Genomic DNA, 15,133 nt, shown 5'->3' with positions numbered 1-15,133 from the left:
GGTGAGCCCCGAGCGAGGAGGACCCCAGGTGAGTCTGGAACCGGCGAATCCGCTCGCCGTCGATCCGCTGCTGGACGACCCGGAGACCCGGATCGTGGTCTGCTGCGGCTCGGGCGGTGTCGGCAAGACGACGACCGCCGCCGCCCTCGGCCTACGCGCCGCCGAGCGCGGCCGCCGGGTCGTCGTGCTCACCATCGACCCGGCCCGCCGCCTCGCCCAGTCCATGGGCATCGACTCGCTGGACAACGTGCCGCGCCAGGTCCCCGGTGTCGAGGGCGAGGGCGAACTGCACGCGATGATGCTCGACATGAAGCGGACCTTCGACGAGATCGTCGAGGCCCACGCCGACCCGGAGCGGGCCCGGGCGATCCTGGAGAACCCCTTCTACCAGTCGCTGTCGGCCGGGTTCGCCGGGACGCAGGAGTACATGGCGATGGAGAAGCTGGGGCAGCTCCGGGCCACCGAGGAATGGGACCTCATCGTCGTCGACACCCCGCCCTCGCGCTCGGCCCTGGACTTCCTGGACGCGCCCAAGCGGCTCGGCTCGTTCCTCGACGGCAAGCTGATCCGGCTGCTGATGGCGCCCGCCAAGGTCGGCGGCCGGGCCGGGATGAAGTTCCTCAACGCCGGGATGTCGATGATGACCGGCGTTCTCGGCAAGCTCCTCGGCGGCCAGCTCCTGCGCGACGTGCAGACCTTCGTGGCCGCCATGGACTCCATGTTCGGCGGTTTCCGCACCCGCGCCGACGCCACCTTCCAGCTCCTCCAGGCGCCGGGGACGGCCTTCCTGGTGGTCGCCGTGCCGGAGCGGGACGCCCTGCGCGAGGCCGCCTACTTCGTGGAGCGCCTCGGCGCCGAGAGGATGCCGCTGGCCGGCCTGGTCCTCAACCGCGTGCACTCCAGCGGCGCCGCCCAGCTCTCCGCCGAGCAGGCGCTGGCGGCGGCGGAAAATCTTGACGGCGGCGGCATTGTGGATCAGCCGCCCGGGAAAGCTGGACTCGTCGGTAACTCCGGTACGCGCCCGAGCGCGGCCGCAGCCGCCTCCGATCGCGCCGCCCCCGGCCCCGGCTCCCCCGCCGGTCAGGACGGTGCGCGCCCGGAAGTGGCGACCGGGGCGGAAGGGGACGGGAGGGGTTCGGACGAGGAAGACACGGTTACGGTCGAGGAGTTGACGGTGGGGCTGCTGCGCCTGCACGCCGAGCGCATGATGCTGCTCGCCCGCGAGCAGCGCACCCGCGACCGCTTCACGGCCCGGCACCCCGAGGTGCCCGTCGCCGAGGTGGCGGCCCTGCCGGGCGACGTCCACGACCTCGCGGGGCTGCGCGCCATCGGCGCCTGCCTCGCCGAGGCCGGCCCCGCGCCCGAGGACGTCCCGCAAGCCTGAGCCCCCCTGGCGCGCGGCGGGGGACGCGGACGCCACGACCGCGCACGCCGCGCCTCGTGGCGCGGGGCGTCCGGTTCGGCGGCGGCCACACCCGTGCCGCGCCCTCGGTGCTCGCACCCGGCGGCCGGCGGTCCGGCGACACACCCGTACCCACGTACGTCACCGGGACCGGGCGCCCGGCCGGCGATCGGCCCGCGCCCGTCTCCCGTACTCCCCGCTCGCGCCCGGCCGGCCGAGCCGACCGGCGGACGGCCGCCCGGGGGCTACCCGACGGCGAGCAGCCGCGCGTAGACCTCGCGGTCGTCGGCGGTCAGTGCGGAGTTGTCGTTCACCTCCGCGTCGGCGGGCAGCAGGCCCACCCCGCGCTCGTACTCCACTCGCGCGGTCTCCAGCAACCTGCGCCACGACGTGACGGTGGGCCGACGGCGCAGCAGCGCTCGGCGCTCCCGCTCGGTCATGCCACCCCACACGCCGAACTCGACGCGGTTGTCCAGCGCGTCCGCCAGGCACTCCGTGCGCACCGGACATCCGGTGCACACCGCCTTGGCCCTGTTCTGCGCTGCTCCTTGTACGAACAGTTCATCCGGATCGGTAGTGCGGCAGGCGGCCTGCGCACTCCAGTCGGTCACCCAGCCCATACCGGCGCCGTCCTCTCCCGAATCGAGGCTCCCCCACGGCGGCAGCGGCATATTCACCGCAGCCAGTTGAGGACGTTACGGAAGCCGGGCACAGCACAACACCCCCAGCGGGCCCAATCTTGAATGGCCCGAACGGACTATGCGTACGCGGCAGATCACCCAACGGAGTGACCTGAGGACATGCGGGACCTTCCCGGCGCATGAGGACGTTCCACCTGGGACATGGAGGACATCAGCACACGAACACCCGCACAACGCCGCCGGGCGGCGGTGGTGGGGCAGGTGGGCCGGCCGGTCCTCGGGTGACGGCTGTTCGAGAACACGGCTTGCGGGGCCGGACGCCCGCCGGGGACGCACCGCCACACCGGGATTCGGGAGTCCGGGAGGAGGGCGGCACCGTCGGGGCCCGTGTGCGGCTCGGTCTCAGGCTCTGGTCATGCGCGGTCCACGCTCGCATCGTGCACGGGGGCTTGCTACGGCAGGGCTGTGCTGTGACAGTTGTGGATACCTTAGGCCAAGGTTTGCGCCCCTGTCCGGCGAATGCCCACCTCCGCGCCGGGAGCCGCGTCCGCGCGCGCGAGACCCGGCGCCCGCCCTCGGCACACCGCCGCGCGAGCCCGCGTACCGTCCGTTTTCCACCCGCCTGAGCCAACCGGATGTCACAGTCCGGTACCGCCCTCCTCCCAGGGCCCCGCTCCCTCGGAACAGCACACTTGACGGATTAGGCTGCCCCTCATGGGAAACAAGCGCTCGGGCGGCGGCCTGTCTCCGGCCCAGCAGGCCGCCAAGTTCCTCGGGGTCAGCGTGGTGGCCGGCGCGGTGCTCGCGGGTATCGCCCTGCCGGCCGCCGGTGCCCTGGGTCTGGCCGCGAAGGGTTCGGTCGAGGGATTCGACGAGCTGCCGGCCAACCTCAAGACGCCACCGCTGAGTCAGCGCAGCACCATCCTGGACGCGGAGGGCGGCAAGATCGCCACCGTGTACGACCGGGACCGCACCGTCGTCCCCCTCAAGGACATCTCGCCGTACATGCAGAAGGCGATCGTCGCCATCGAGGACTCGCGCTTCTACGAGCACGGCGCGATCGACCTCAAGGGCATCCTCCGCGCGGTCAACGAGAACGCGCAGAGCGGCGGCGTCTCCCAGGGCGCCTCGACGCTGACCCAGCAGTACGTGAAGAACGTCTTCGTCGAGGAGGCCGGTGACGACGCCGACAAGGTCGCCGAGGCCACCCAGCAGACGATCGGCCGCAAGGTGCGCGAGCTGAAGTTCGCCATCCAGATCGAGGAGGAACTCGGCAAGAAGGGCATCCTCGAGAACTACCTGAACATCACCTTCTTCGGGCAGCAGGCCTACGGCGTCGAGGCCGCAGCCCAGCGCTACTTCTCCAAGCCCGCCAAGGACCTGAACCTCCAGGAGTCGGCGCTCCTCGCCGGCCTGGTCCAGTCGCCCAGCCGGTACGACCCGGTCAACGACGAGCAGGAGGCGACCAAGCGGCGCAACACCGTCATCCAGCGGATGGCGGCCGTCCGCGACATCACCCCGGAGGAGGCCGAGAAGGCGAAGAAGTCCCCGCTCGGCCTGAAGATCAGCCGCCCCAGCAGCGGCTGCATCACCGCCGTCAAGGGCGCCGGCTTCTTCTGCGACTACGTCCGCCGCGCCTTCCTCTCCGACCCGGTCTTCGGCAAGACCCCCGAGGACCGCCAGAAGACCTGGCGCCGGGGCGGCCTGACGATCCGCACCACCCTGGAGCCGAAGGCCCAGGAGTCGGTGCAGGCGGCCATAGAGAACGGCGTCAACCAGGACGACGACGTCGCCACCGCGGTCGCCCTGGTCGAGCCCGGCACCGGCAAGATCACCGGCATGGGCCAGTCCAGGCCGTACGGGTACGGCGAGAACGAGATGGAGATGAACCTCTCCGTCAACGCGAGCATGGGCGGCGGCGCCGGCTACCAGCCCGGCTCCACCTTCAAGCCCATCGTGGCCGCGGCGGCCCTGGAACGCGGTATGCCGGTGACGAAGACGTACTCCTCGCCGTACGAGATGCAGTACCCGAGCCCGGTCGCGACCTGCTCCGGCAACTACGTCAACACCTCCTCGGAGGAGCTGGCCAACGAGAACGACAAGGAGGTCGGCCCGTACTCCATGAAGGAGGCGACCGCCCTCTCGGTCAACACCTACTTCGTGCAGATGATCAGCGAGATCGGCACCTGCCCGGTCGTCGAGCTGTCGAAGAAGATGGGCATCGAGCGCTCCGACGGCAACGACTTCGGGCAGGGCCCGTCGATCGCGCTGGGCACCGAGGAGGTGTCGCCGCTGACGATGGCCTCCGCGTACGCCACCTTCGCGACGCGCGGCACGTACTGCTCGCCGATCGCCATCGCCTCCATCACCGGCCCGGACAAGAAGTCCGTGCCGGTGCCGAAGTCGACCTGCACCAAGGTCATGTCGGAGAAGACCGCCGACACCGTCAACACCCTGCTGCGCGGCGTGGTCGAGGACGGCACCGGCCGCCAGGCGGGGCTCGACGGCCGCGCCAGCGCCGGCAAGACCGGTACCACCGACTTCCGCTACGCCGCCTGGTTCGCCGGCTACACCCCGAACCTCTCCGGCGCGGTCTGGGTCGGCGACCCGCAGCACAAGCGCCAGATGGTCGACATCAACATCGGCGGCCAGTACCACGAGAAGGTCTTCGGCGGCGAGGTCCCCGGACCGATCTGGAAGACCGCGATGGCCGGCGCGCTGGAGGGCAAGGAAGCCCCCGGCTTCAACCTGGTGAACATCCCCGAGCCGGACAAGCCCGGAAAGAAGAAGCCCAAGCGCCCGGGCAACGGCAACGGCGGCGGCAACGACAAGCCGGGCGGGAACCGGCCCGGAGGCGGGGACAACAGGCTCCCGGACATCGAGCTCCCGTCCGACCTGTTCGGCGGCGGCGAGGGCCGCTGACACCCCGCTGAGCAGCCGACCGGCACACGAGAAGGGCGCCCCCGGTACCGACCGGGGGCGCCCTTCCGTTCCCGTACGACAGGCTCGCCTCAGCCGGCGAGCTGCTGCTTGACCAGCGCCGAGACCCGGCCGCCCTCGGCTCGGCCGGCCACCTTCGGGTTGACGATCTTCATGACCTGGCCCATCGCCCGCGGCCCCTCGGCCCCGGCCGCACGCGCCTCCTCGACGGCCTGGGTGACGATCCGGCCCAGCTCCTCGTCGGAGAGCTGCTTGGGCAGGTACTCGGCGAGCACCTCGCCCTCCGCCCGCTCCCGCTCGGCCTGCTCGGTGCGGCCGGCCTGGCCGAACGCCTCCGCGGCCTCGCGACGCTTCTTCGCCTCCTTGGCGATCACCTTCCGCACCTCGTCGTCGGAGAGCTCACGCGCCTGCTTGCCCGCGACCTCCTCCTTGGTGATCGCGGCCAGTGTCAGCCGCAACGTGGCCGAACGCAGCTCAGCACGGTCGCGAATCGCCGCGGTGAGGTCTTCATGGAGCCTGGACTTGAGCGTGGTCATGACGCCAGTCTCTCAGGTGCGCCGCCCGGGCCGCCCGCGGATTTCCCCCTCCCCCGCCGTCTGCGACGATGAGCCCATGCGCGCGCGATACGGAGTACCCCTGGGAATCACGGCGGCCGCGGCCGCCGGACTCGCCTACTCGGCCGGGTTCGAGGCCCGCTCCTTCCGGCTCCGCCGGGTCACGATCCCCGTCCTCCCCCGAGGCATGCGCCCCCTGCGCGTCCTCCAGGTCTCCGACATCCACATGGTCTCCGGCCAGCGCAAGAAGCGCGCCTGGCTCCAGTCCCTGGCGGGCCTGCGCCCGGACTTCGTGATCAACACCGGCGACAACCTCTCCGACCCCGAAGGCGTCCCCGAGGTCCTCGACGCCCTGGGCCCCCTCATGGAGTTCCCCGGCGCCTACGTCTTCGGCTCCAACGACTACTACGGACCCCGGCTGCGCAACCCCGGCCGCTACCTCGTCGAGAAGATCCAGGGCCGCCACGGCCTCAACGGCAACGAGCCCGTCACCGGCGCCGTCCACAACCCGTGGGAGCCGATGCGCGACGCCTTCGACGAGGCCGGCTGGCTCAACCTCACCAACACCCGCGGCACCCTCAAGATCGACGGCCACACCATCGGCCTCACCGGCCTGGACGACCCGCACATCAAGCGCGACCGCTACGCCCACGTGGCCGGCGGCCCCGCTCCCTCCGACGACTTCTCCCTCGCCGTGGTCCACGCCCCCTACCTGCGCACCCTGGACGCCTTCACCTCCGACGGCTACCCCCTGATCCTGGCCGGCCACACCCACGGCGGACAGCTCTGCATCCCCTTCTACGGCGCCCTCGTCACCAACTGCGACCTGGACACCGACCGCGTCAAGGGCCTCTCCACCCACACCGAGGACGGCCGCACCGCCTACCTCCACGTCTCCGCCGGCTGCGGCACCAACCGCTACACCCCGGTCCGCTTCGCCTGCCCCCCCGAGGCCACCCTCCTGACCCTCACGGAACACGAGGCCCGGGGCTGAACCCCGCCCCCCCCAGCCGGGGCCGGGCTGACCAGCCGCACCTGGCTGCGCGCGACCACCCGACCACCCCCGAGAACCGGATTTCACCTCTGGGCCCCCGTCCGCTAAAGTAACGGTGTCACCGCAACGCGGACGACATCGGGGTGTAGCGCAGCTTGGCAGCGCGCTTCGTTCGGGACGAAGAGGTCGTGGGTTCAAATCCCGCCACCCCGACAGAGAAACAGCAGGTCGCCCATCCTACTCACGCGAGTAGGATGGGCGATCTGCTTTGTGCGTGTCTATCTGCGTGACTACTGCTTCCCGCGTGTCTACGGCCGCTGCGGATCTGCGCCGAAGATCCCGTCCATGACTACAGCGCCAGTCTGGATCACGGGCCGGATCTGCTTCCGATAGACCTCCTCGGTCACGGCCGTCCCGGAGTGCCCGACAAGCCGGGAGATCACTTCCAGCGGGACGCCGCGGTCGGACAGCAGGGACACGAAGCTGTGCCGGAGTTCTCGGGGCGTCCACTCGTCGGCGTTGATCCCGGCGATGCCCTTGAGCGCCTGGCGGAAGGCTCGGCGGACGTTGGCAGCGTCCAACGGCTTGCCCATGGCCGAGGCGAAAACAAGCCCGTGTTCCTCCCATCTGTCGCCCGCGGCGAGCCGATCCCAGCCCTGATCTTCGAACTGCTGCCAGAGGGCTTCGACGCACCGCTCCGGCAGAGCGAGCGTGCGCCGGGACTTCCGCGTCTTGGTGTCCCCACCTCGCCGGACCGAGCGCCACACCGCGATGTGCGGAGGCTGCGGCGGGTCCACGTCCGGCTTGCCCTTGAGGAAGACGTGGTCCCAGGTGAGCGCCCGCAATTCCTCGGTACGGGCACCAGTCAGCAGGGCAACGACGATGTACGCGTACATCGAGGTCCCCTCAGCCCCCTTGAGCACGGCCTCAGCCTGAGCGAAGGCGAGCGCCTTTGAGGGGCGCCCGGCTCGCCCCTGGGGGACCGAGCACAACTCGACGACGTTGCGCTTCACCTTGTCCCGAGCCATGGCCCGCTTGACCGCGCGGTTAAGGCACGAGTGGATCGCCTGAAGGGTGCGTGTGCTGAGCGTCTTCGCCTTCGCGGCCAGCCAGCGGTCGACATCCTCAGCGCTCAGGTCACGGAGCTTGCGAGCGCCGAGGGGCGGGATGACATGCGTCTGACTCAGGATCGCGCAGGTCTTGGCCGTGCTGGGGTCGATGCCCACCAGGCCGTACGTGAGCCAGTCCGTCACAGCGTCCTTGCCCGTGTAGTTGGTGGGCGCGATCGCGAGACCGTCCTCGTGGTCCCGCAACACCTCCTTAAGCTTGTTCTTCGCCTCCGTCTTGGTCTTGCCACTCCCCCGCTTCACGATCCGCTTTCCGCTCGGATGGAAGCCCAGATTCGCCGTGGCGATCCACCGTTGCCGCTTCTCGTCCCAGTGCAGGCCACCATCACCACGACTGCGCCGCTTGGTCACTGCTCGGCCCCGGCTTCCCGCTCCAGGAACGCAACGTAGTCAGTGATGGCGGAAGTCGGCACGAGACGGGTCCGGCCTTCCTTGACGGTCCGAAGACGACCGGCCCGGATCAAGTCGTAAACGACGCTCCGGCTCAGCCCCAACACCTTCACAGCGTCGGGCACGCGGTACAGGGCCGGCGGGATCACCGGTCCTCCCATGTCGAGTACGGTCACCATTCCTCCTCAGCACACAGCAGTTCGGCGCGGTGTTCGCGGGCGGTTTCGCGGTTGTGTTGGAGGTCGCGGTGGATGTTGGCGGCGAGCCAGGATTCGCCGGGGGTGTGGCCGTGGCCGGCGTAGGTCCAGTGGGCGAGGGTGAGCGTGGTGGCTTGTTCGTCGTCGGGGTCGGGGGGGCCGAGTGCGGCGCGTTGTTGGGTTGCGCGGTAGTCGGCGCGGGTCTGGCGCAGTTCGCCGAGGGTGGTGGAGTAGTGGCGGGATTTGGTGGAGAAGTGGCCGCGGAAGCCGAGCATGTGGGCCCAGTCGCGGAGTTTGCGGTCGGGGTAGTGGGGGTGGAGGTCGAGGCAGGCTTCGATGAGGCGGCGGGGGTGGTCGGCAATGTTGAGGAGGGGGAGGGCTTCTTTGTTGCCGATGCGGCGGTCGACGGTGCCGGTGGTTTCGGCGGCTTTGGTGGCGTATTTGGCGACGTAGGAGGCGACGGCCTGTTCGGTGATGTCCTCTCCGCTGTCGAAGGCGCGGATGGGGCGTACGTCGAGCTGGGTGCCCCACCGCAGGGTGCGGGCGGGGTGGTTGCCGGACGGGGGCAGGTCGACTTGTGCGCGGCTGGCGGCGGCGTGGATGGCGTCGGTGAGGAGGTCGAGGGTGGCCCATGCGGGTGGGGGCGAGTCGGGTCCGTCCGGTCCCCACGAACAGTCCCGGGTGTCCTTCGGCAAGGTCGCCGAATACCAGAAGCGCGGCGCCGTCCACTTCCACGCCGTCATCCGTTTCGACGGCTTTCTGGGTGAGGCCAGCGCGGCGGGCGATTTCGCGGCGGAGGTAGATCGTGAAGTAGCGCCACAGGTCGGGGGCGTGGTTGTTCCAGAGCACCGCGCCGGCGTAGTCGTACGTGTCCGGGTCGAGCGGTGTGCCCAGCTCCGGGGCGTCCTCCGAGTGCTGGGTACCGCAGCGGCAGGTGCGGGTGCCAGGCCGGTTGTGAACCGGGCCGAACGACGGGGCGGTGAGTGTGGCGAAGACGCGGGGGTGGTCGCGGATGGTGTGGGGAGTGCCTTTGGCGGGGTCGCCGCTGAGGCCGGCGCGGATGAGGTGGTAGGTGTCGCCGGCGTAGGTCCAGGCGCAGGCGGGGCAGCGGGAGGCGCGGCGGTTGCCGCAGGCGATGCGCAGGACGGCGCCGGGTTCGTGGTCGGTGGTGTAAGTGTGGAGGACTCGGCGGGTGGCGGCGTCGAGGGTTTTGGTGGTGCCGGTGAGGCGGATGGGGTCGGAGCAGCCGCCGGCGCGGCGGATCTGGTCTTGCCAGCGGTCGAAGCCGGGGGATCCGGCCACCTTGCACACGTCGGTGAGGGTGGCCGGGTCCAGGCCCGCCGCCTGGAGGGCGGGGTGGGTCATGCGGCCACCTCTTGGCGGGCGGTGGCCAGGGTGCGGGCGATGTGGTGGGTGTAGGCCGGGGGGATGCATTCGCGGATGCCGTCGCGGTTCATCCAGGTCACGCTCATGACCTGTCGGGCCAGGGAGACGCCGGAGAAGTTGCCGACGAACTGGCCGTAGTGCCCGGGCGGGACGGGTCAGCCCATTTTGGCCTGGAGCGCTGTGTGGGCGGGGTGGCCGGGCTGAGGGATGGTGAGGCCGCCGCCGGGCTCGAAGTAGCGGTGGCGGTATGTGCGCAGGCTGAACATGGCGCCGCACAACAGGGTGGGGTTGCGGAGTTTGGGCAGGGCGCCGCGTACGTTCTCGATGACGAACGGGCGGCCGGTGGCTTCGAGTGCGGTGCGGGTGGGTCCGATGAGGTCGGGGTGGGTGTTGCCCTGGAGCCGCTGGCAGTCGGAGTCGAGCTGGCAGGGCGGGGAGGCGTGGATGAAGTCGAACTCGGCTCCGTGCTCGCGGGCGAAGGCGATGGCGTCGGCCTGGATGAAGCGGTAGGGGTAGCGGGGCTGCGGGGCGATATCGACGCCGGTCACTTCGAAGCCGGCCGCGGCGTATCCGGCGGCGGCGCCGCCCTGGCAGCAGTACAGGTCCAGCACCCGCAGGCCATTGGAGAGCGTGGCAGCCATCACTTGGCCCCCTTGCTGTGGGCGGGACCGTGGTTCGCGGTGTAGCCCTCGACCAGGGCGCGGACCTGGTTGTCGCCGGTGGCGGTGGCCGTGGCGCCGCAGTGGCAGACGGCGGTGGCGGTGGCCGGGGTCGTGGGGTCCGGCTTGGTGACGTGGAGGCCAGGGCGGTCGGGGGTGGGGGTCAGGTCGGCCATGGTGGTCACCGTCCGGCCTGGATCGCGGCGCGGCGGGTGGTGCGGTGGCCGGTGCCGTGGCAGGTGGGGCAGGTGGCGGGGAGGGTGTGGCGCTGGCCGGCGGGGGTGGTGGTGCCGGTGGTGATGTGGACGACGGGGGGGGCCGTCGCAGTCGCCGCAGATGGGCATGGCGGGCTTGGGCTGGGGCATCATGGGGTTTCCCTTTCGGGTCTGTTGGGATCTGGAGGGGCCACCCCCGGGGCGGCGGAAGTTTGGCGACCGAGGCCGCCCCGGGGGCTGTTCAGCGGCGGCGCTGGTTGCGGCGCGGGCGCTTGATCGGGGGGATGGCGTCGTAGGTCTGCTGGCCGTGCTGGAACGAGGCGGCGTCGGCGTCGGTGGTGGCGGTGGCGTCGTACTCGCGGCCGATGCGGCGCATGGTCTTGCGGTCCCGGTGGCGGCGGGCGATGGCGAATTCGCGGCCGAGTTCGGCCATGGCGGGGTTGGCCGGGGAGTCGTTGTTGTCGCGGCGGAAGAGGCCCATCGTGGTTGCTCCTTTGCTGGTCAGTGGTGGTTGTTGCGGCGGCCGTGGCCCTTGTCCGCGTACATGTCCGCGTCGGCTGCGGCGAGGGCGTCGGTGAGGGTGGGGGCCGGGAGGTCGGTCAGGTGGCAGATGCCGAGGGAGGCGCTGGTGTCGATCCACCGGCCGTGGTGGGCGACGGGGCGGTGCAGGGCTTCGCGGAGTGCGGCCAGGCCGGTGGTGGGGGTGAGGCTGGTGAGGGCGGTGGCGAACTCGTCTCCGCCGAGTCGGGCGGTGATGCCGTGGGCGCCGGTCCAGCGGGTGAGCCGGTGGGCGGTGGCGGTGATGACGGCGTCGCCGGCGGCGTGGCCGTGGGTGTCGTTGACGGCCTTGAAGTCGTCCAGGTCGGAAGCGCGCCGGTTCCCGGAATCCTGAAGGTTGGTAAGCCGGAACCTGCATGCCAGCTGATGGCTGCGGCGGTCCCACGCGCGGGTTCCGGGCTAGCTGACGGAACATGGTGAGCGAAGCCCGGTTCTGCCAGGAGGATCGGGAAGACCACAGCTGATCTGAAAGACGCATCCCGCCTGGGACTTCGGCTTCGCCGACGGCGACGAACTCACCTGGCGACTGCCCTGACAGGCTGCTCTGTACGATCACCGAATACTGGGCGCTGGTCCGCCTGTCCTGTGCGGAGATCAGCAAGGGGTGCCCTGTCCGGATAGTTGAGGGAGTTGGCGGGTGTCCGCTTTGGACTTCTACGCTCACGTCGCCGTTTGCGGTGAGGTCCTGGGAGTTGGCCTCGGTGCCGCCCCGGAAACCTGGGAAGCCGCCCTGGGGGCGACATGCCTCGATGTTCCCGGTGGTGGCCTACTGCGGCGGGACTACGGGCTCGTGGAAATCAACTTCTCGCCGGACCAGCCAGGAGGGCAGATGTCGTGCTTCGGCTTCGGCGTGAAGATCCAACGACTGCTGTACGACCAGTCCCCGAGCACCGTGCCGTCCCCGCTCTCGCGAGCGTACGGGGAATTTGTACCCAGAGTCCCCTTCAAGGAACTGCAGACCGCCATCCTGGCCCTGGGTCACACGTTCGAACTCGACAAGCACAACACGTCGAGTGACATGGACTGCTTTCGCGTATCCGCGTCCGCCGCCCGCATCCACGTCGTCGCTGACCCTGACCCATACGGGTCAGACGACCCAGATCCAGACGGACATCAGAGGGGCGACGTCTGGTCCGTCGACGTGTGGTGACCAGCTGGCGACCTCCCAGCAGTGTCCGTGATACCTCTTCGCTACGAGGAGCGCCGGGCAACGATCTGAAGAGCGCACCACCCAGCTGATCAGCCACACTCAAGCCCCCCGTGCCGCATCCAACCGGCTAGCCCGCAGGCCAATGTGGGTTCGGTGTGCCGTCATCGCTCATGTGCGCCCGTCGCCAGATTTCGTTCCAGTGGAACGGGGTCTCCGGCACGAACCGGTGCCGCTGCCCGCACGGACATGGTGCCAGCGCCCGCGCGCACCCACGGCACAGCTCGACCCAACCGTGCCCGGTCGAGCTCAGCACTCGTGGTCCCTCATCCCCACAAGCCGGGCAGCCGGGCGGATCAGCACCGTCCAAAATCGCGTTCTGCCGCCGGACGTACTCGGACAGACGCAGCGACGGGTGGCGAAACGGGTCTTCGAACCAGGCCCGGTCGGGGCCTTCCCACCAGCTCTGCAGCCACCACGGCCGAGGGTTCGGTACAGCCCGCCGCCCAGCCTGCTTCTCAGCCCGGCGCTGCGCTGCGTACTCGTCTGCCCGCACGAGCCACAGCACCCGCGCCTCGTGCAGTTCCTCCACCGCCCCGGACAGAACAGCTAGCGCGTCCGGGTCCGCCTCCAACCGACGGGGGATCGCCGCGCTGAGCGTGAGGTGGTGGTATGTCGCCCGCAAGCCGTAGGGAGCAAAAATGGTGAGGCAAGTGCGCAACGCGCTGTGCCGCCGGTGGAGAGGGAGCCGGGCGTCGTGCACGCGAGCTCGGTGGGTCACGAAGCTGGTCATGATGTAGGCACCAGGTCCAGTGCCCGTGCCAGGGCGGCAGTGACGGCGGCAGCGTGTGCCGGCAGGTGTTGTTCAGCCCAGGTTTCGGCAAGGCTGAGGAAGTCCTGCAAATCCTGCTGGGCGCCGGTGACGAGCGTGCCTATCTGGTCTACCGACAGCTCGATCACCAGGCTGCTGTCCGTCTTGTGGGCGTCGAGCGTCAGCCGGACGATGTCTCCAAGACGTTCAGCCGTCGAGGACGGATCGTGGCCGAAGTAGGCGCAGCCGGTGCCGTTGAGCACCTCCAGCCAGTCGCGCCAGGTCTCCAAGCCGTTGCAGCAGCCCGGCTCGACGAAGACGATGTCGGTGGCGTTGTCGGTCACCCGGAAGCCGCCGGCGGCGAACAAGTCAGGCATGGTGAGCAAGCCGTGCAGGAAGGCGCCGAGCGGGTCGGTCGGGCACGGCCCGTGCTCCTCCTCCGGCTCGAAGTCGTTGCAGTCGGCGATCTGCATAACCGCCGTGCCGACCTCCGCCGGAGTGAGCTCCCCGTTCAGCACGAGGTAGCCATATGACTCGTGCTCGCGAACAGGCCAGAGCGCGAAGTCGTCGGCTGCGGAGATCTCCAGAACGGCTTGCATCACAATCACATGGGGATGATGCCGGACCCACTGAGCTTCTTCAGCGTTGACGCTCCAGGGTGAGGATGGCTTTGGCGATTGACGTCATGCGGTTGGGACTGCATCGGGACCGGCGGAAAATGCGCCAGGACTTCAGGCGGGCGACGCCTCGCTCGACCGGTGCTCGCGCCTCGGCCAGTGCCCTGTTGAGGGTCTTCTCGGTAGGAGTCAGGTCCTGCAGGGGTCTGCGTTTGATGCCCGTGGTCAACCAGGGCCCGCCGCCCTGGTAGGCGAGATCCGCCAGGAGGGGGACGTCCTGACGCTCGCAGATGCGGATAATCCGGTGGGCGCGGGCGGCGGTCAGGCCATGGGTCCGGCCCGGCAGTGCTGGGGAGAGCCACAGCAGCCGGCCGCCGGGGTCGGTGACCAACTGCACGTTCACTCCGTGCCGGCGGTGTTTGTGGGAGTAGTCGGCCCGGCCGTCCCCGACCCGGTCGCACTCGGCCAGCGTGCCGTCCAGCAGGGCGAAGTCCGGGTCGGTCTCGCGCAGAACTTTCAGCAGACCCGGAGCGCGTTCCGCGAGCAGGTCGATGACCGCAGTGGTGTACGCGTGCGCGGTGGACTCGCTGATGCCGAAACCTGCAGCGATCTTCGCCAGGGTGGTGTGCTCGCGCAGGTACACCAGTGCCGCCATCGCACGCTGAGACGGACGGAGCTTGCAGCGCCGGTCGCCCTCACGGGTGACGACCAGCATGGTCACCCACTCCACGAGGGCATGCGGCAGGTCGAGTGCGGCAGGATAGATAACCACCGAGGCCCCCGAGCAGTGTTGTTGAGACGTCAGACATCTCGATCAACAGCTCGGGGGCCTCGCTCGTTGCGCTACGCAAACCGTCACCCGATCGGTGGCCAACTCGAAGAAGCTCACTAATGGAGTGACGGCGACGAGGACGCAACGCACGAGGCACCCGTGCCGTTGAGGAAGGTGTTCGAAGTCTCAGCTCATCAGCACAGGTGCCTCCTGGGTCTTGTATCCCACTCGACCTGCCCCACGTGTTGGTCGAGTGGGTCACTAGGCTCATCGTCACCCGCGAGGGTGACCGCCGCTGCAAGCTCCCGCCGCACCAACGCGCGCTCGTCTGTCTCGTGTACCTGCGCAAGCACAAACAGACACCCTGACCCAGATGGCGGCCGGCTTGGAAATACGGTCGGCACCGCCAACGCCTACACCGTCACGGTGATTGACCTCCCAGCCGTGCGCGCCTGGCCTGCTCAAGGTGCTTCGCGAGCACGAACCGGAGTACGTACTGCTCGACGAGACATCTTCATAGCATCGGATCGTGCGATCCGACGTGGAGGTGCGCGCGGTGGGTACAGCTCGGTATCCGGAAGAGTTCAAACAGGACGCGATCAAGCTGGTGGCCTCTGCAGGCAGCTCCATCGACTCCGGCTTCGCCCAGTTCCTCCCACGCCCCATGATGACTGCTGCATCCAGGTCGACAGTCTTCCCCGAGGGGCAACCGCGCTGCTGAAG

At 69.6% G+C, this 15,133-nt stretch carries 14 protein-coding genes, 1 tRNA gene and 5 pseudogenes; 8 read left to right on the top strand and 12 right to left on the bottom strand.

Annotation, left to right across the window (positions count from 1 at the left end; genetic code table 11):
• Window positions 1–28: 28 nt before the first annotated feature.
• Window positions 29–1,384 (top strand): ATPase BagB, encoded by a 1,356-nt coding sequence (gene bagB / locus Sdia_RS06135; protein ID WP_100455340.1) that lies wholly within the window; start codon window positions 29–31, stop codon window positions 1,382–1,384.
• Between the two features lie 263 nt (window positions 1,385–1,647).
• Here the strand turns inward: bagB and Sdia_RS06130 are convergent, their stop codons facing one another.
• Entirely contained in the window at window positions 1,648–2,022 is a 375-nt protein-coding gene (locus Sdia_RS06130) for a WhiB family transcriptional regulator (protein ID WP_100455339.1), read from the bottom strand.
• A gap of 735 nt (window positions 2,023–2,757) precedes the next feature.
• Between Sdia_RS06130 and Sdia_RS06125 the strand changes: the two genes are divergently transcribed.
• The gene (locus tag Sdia_RS06125; RefSeq protein ID WP_100455337.1) at window positions 2,758–4,965 is read left to right on the top strand and encodes a transglycosylase domain-containing protein; all 2,208 of its coding nucleotides are present in this window, start codon (window positions 2,758–2,760) and stop codon (window positions 4,963–4,965) included.
• 89 nt (window positions 4,966–5,054) lie between these two features.
• Here the strand turns inward: Sdia_RS06125 and Sdia_RS06120 are convergent, their stop codons facing one another.
• Window positions 5,055–5,519 carry a GatB/YqeY domain-containing protein gene (locus tag Sdia_RS06120; RefSeq protein WP_100455336.1) on the bottom strand — a complete coding sequence of 155 codons (465 nt, stop codon included), beginning with the start codon at window positions 5,517–5,519 and terminating at the stop codon, window positions 5,055–5,057.
• Window positions 5,520–5,595: 76 nt separating this feature from the next.
• Between Sdia_RS06120 and Sdia_RS06115 the strand changes: the two genes are divergently transcribed.
• Together Sdia_RS06115 and Sdia_RS06110 are read left to right on the top strand one after the other, a co-directional pair.
• On the top strand, window positions 5,596–6,531 hold the full coding sequence (locus Sdia_RS06115) for a metallophosphoesterase (RefSeq protein ID WP_100455335.1): 936 nt from the start codon (window positions 5,596–5,598) through the stop codon (window positions 6,529–6,531).
• A 139-nt stretch (window positions 6,532–6,670) separates the two neighbouring features.
• Window positions 6,671–6,744: transfer RNA gene (locus tag Sdia_RS06110), tRNA-Pro, on the top strand.
• 95 nt (window positions 6,745–6,839) lie between these two features.
• On the opposite strand, the gene Sdia_RS06105 is transcribed toward Sdia_RS06110, so the two are convergent.
• From Sdia_RS06105 to Sdia_RS06095, 3 genes and pseudogenes are all read right to left on the bottom strand, one after another.
• Window positions 6,840–8,009, bottom strand: a complete 1,170-nt coding sequence (locus tag Sdia_RS06105) for a tyrosine-type recombinase/integrase (RefSeq protein WP_189500455.1) — start codon at window positions 8,007–8,009, stop codon at window positions 6,840–6,842.
• Window positions 8,006–8,224, bottom strand: coding sequence for a helix-turn-helix domain-containing protein (locus Sdia_RS06100; RefSeq protein WP_229831571.1), 219 nt, complete (start codon window positions 8,222–8,224; stop codon window positions 8,006–8,008). Before Sdia_RS06100 ends, Sdia_RS06105 begins: the two co-directional genes overlap by 4 nt.
• Window positions 8,221–8,910 (bottom strand): annotated as a pseudogene (locus Sdia_RS06095) (replication initiator); the annotation flags it as partial. The gene Sdia_RS06100 and the pseudogene Sdia_RS06095, both read right to left, overlap by 4 nt.
• On the opposite strand from Sdia_RS06095, the pseudogene Sdia_RS30585 reads away from it, so the two are divergent.
• Window positions 8,846–9,001 (top strand): annotated as a pseudogene (locus Sdia_RS30585) (replication initiator); the annotation flags it as partial. The pseudogenes Sdia_RS06095 and Sdia_RS30585 sit on opposite strands and share 65 nt — an antisense overlap.
• Here Sdia_RS30585 and Sdia_RS30580 read toward each other — a convergent pair.
• From Sdia_RS30580 to Sdia_RS06075, 5 genes and pseudogenes are all read right to left on the bottom strand, one after another.
• A pseudogene (locus Sdia_RS30580) lies at window positions 8,995–9,610 on the bottom strand (replication initiator); the annotation flags it as partial. The pseudogenes Sdia_RS30585 and Sdia_RS30580 overlap by 7 nt on opposite strands.
• A pseudogene (locus Sdia_RS06090) lies at window positions 9,607–10,272 on the bottom strand (SAM-dependent methyltransferase). The pseudogenes Sdia_RS06090 and Sdia_RS30580, both read right to left, overlap by 4 nt.
• Window positions 10,272–10,466: a hypothetical protein gene (locus Sdia_RS06085; protein ID WP_161272934.1), complete on the bottom strand. Its 195-nt coding sequence runs from the start codon at window positions 10,464–10,466 to the stop codon at window positions 10,272–10,274. The pseudogene Sdia_RS06090 and the gene Sdia_RS06085 overlap by 1 nt, the downstream one beginning before the upstream one ends.
• Before the next feature lie 280 nt (window positions 10,467–10,746).
• Entirely contained in the window at window positions 10,747–10,986 is a 240-nt protein-coding gene (locus Sdia_RS06080) for a hypothetical protein (protein WP_189500457.1), read from the bottom strand.
• A 20-nt stretch (window positions 10,987–11,006) separates the two neighbouring features.
• Window positions 11,007–11,366 carry a GGDEF domain-containing protein gene (locus Sdia_RS06075; protein ID WP_371874235.1) on the bottom strand — a complete coding sequence of 120 codons (360 nt, stop codon included), beginning with the start codon at window positions 11,364–11,366 and terminating at the stop codon, window positions 11,007–11,009.
• A gap of 334 nt (window positions 11,367–11,700) precedes the next feature.
• Between Sdia_RS06075 and Sdia_RS06070 the strand changes: the two genes are divergently transcribed.
• Window positions 11,701–12,213, top strand: a complete 513-nt coding sequence (locus tag Sdia_RS06070; protein WP_189500458.1) for a hypothetical protein — start codon at window positions 11,701–11,703, stop codon at window positions 12,211–12,213.
• A gap of 786 nt (window positions 12,214–12,999) precedes the next feature.
• On the opposite strand, the gene Sdia_RS06065 is transcribed toward Sdia_RS06070, so the two are convergent.
• On the bottom strand, window positions 13,000–13,620 hold the full coding sequence (locus Sdia_RS06065) for a hypothetical protein (RefSeq protein WP_189500463.1): 621 nt from the start codon (window positions 13,618–13,620) through the stop codon (window positions 13,000–13,002).
• A 40-nt stretch (window positions 13,621–13,660) separates the two neighbouring features.
• A complete protein-coding gene (locus tag Sdia_RS06060) occupies window positions 13,661–14,410 on the bottom strand; it encodes a transposase family protein (RefSeq protein WP_191835336.1) in 750 nt (249 codons plus the stop codon).
• A gap of 221 nt (window positions 14,411–14,631) precedes the next feature.
• Here Sdia_RS06060 and Sdia_RS06055 point away from each other — a divergent pair.
• Both Sdia_RS06055 and Sdia_RS06050 read left to right on the top strand, forming a co-directional pair.
• Window positions 14,632–14,921, top strand: a pseudogene (locus tag Sdia_RS06055) (transposase family protein); the annotation flags it as partial.
• An 18-nt stretch (window positions 14,922–14,939) separates the two neighbouring features.
• On the top strand, window positions 14,940–15,131 hold the full coding sequence (locus Sdia_RS06050; protein ID WP_189501074.1) for a hypothetical protein: 192 nt from the start codon (window positions 14,940–14,942) through the stop codon (window positions 15,129–15,131).
• The last annotated feature ends 2 nt before the right edge of the window (window positions 15,132–15,133 follow it).

This window comes from Streptomyces diastaticus subsp. diastaticus (assembly GCF_011170125.1).
Classification (GTDB): domain Bacteria; phylum Actinomycetota; class Actinomycetes; order Streptomycetales; family Streptomycetaceae; genus Streptomyces; species Streptomyces diastaticus.
This window is presented reverse-complemented; position numbering and strand designations above follow the sequence as displayed.

Bases quoted from the DNA above. Each gene is read 5' to 3' on its own strand.
- Sdia_RS06065 (WP_189500463.1), bottom strand. From the start codon at position 13,620: ATGCAAGCCGTTCTGGAGATCTCCGCAGCCGACGACTTCGCGCTCTGG.
- Sdia_RS06115 (WP_100455335.1), top strand. From the start codon at position 5,596: ATGCGCGCGCGATACGGAGTACCCCTGGGAATCACGGCGGCCGCGGCC.
- Sdia_RS06080 (WP_189500457.1), bottom strand. From the start codon at position 10,986: ATGGGCCTCTTCCGCCGCGACAACAACGACTCCCCGGCCAACCCCGCC.
- Sdia_RS06130 (WP_100455339.1), bottom strand. From the start codon at position 2,022: ATGGGCTGGGTGACCGACTGGAGTGCGCAGGCCGCCTGCCGCACTACC.
- Sdia_RS06085 (WP_161272934.1), bottom strand. From the start codon at position 10,466: ATGGCCGACCTGACCCCCACCCCCGACCGCCCTGGCCTCCACGTCACC.
- Sdia_RS06120 (WP_100455336.1), bottom strand. From the start codon at position 5,519: ATGACCACGCTCAAGTCCAGGCTCCATGAAGACCTCACCGCGGCGATT.
- Sdia_RS06125 (WP_100455337.1), top strand. From the start codon at position 2,758: ATGGGAAACAAGCGCTCGGGCGGCGGCCTGTCTCCGGCCCAGCAGGCC.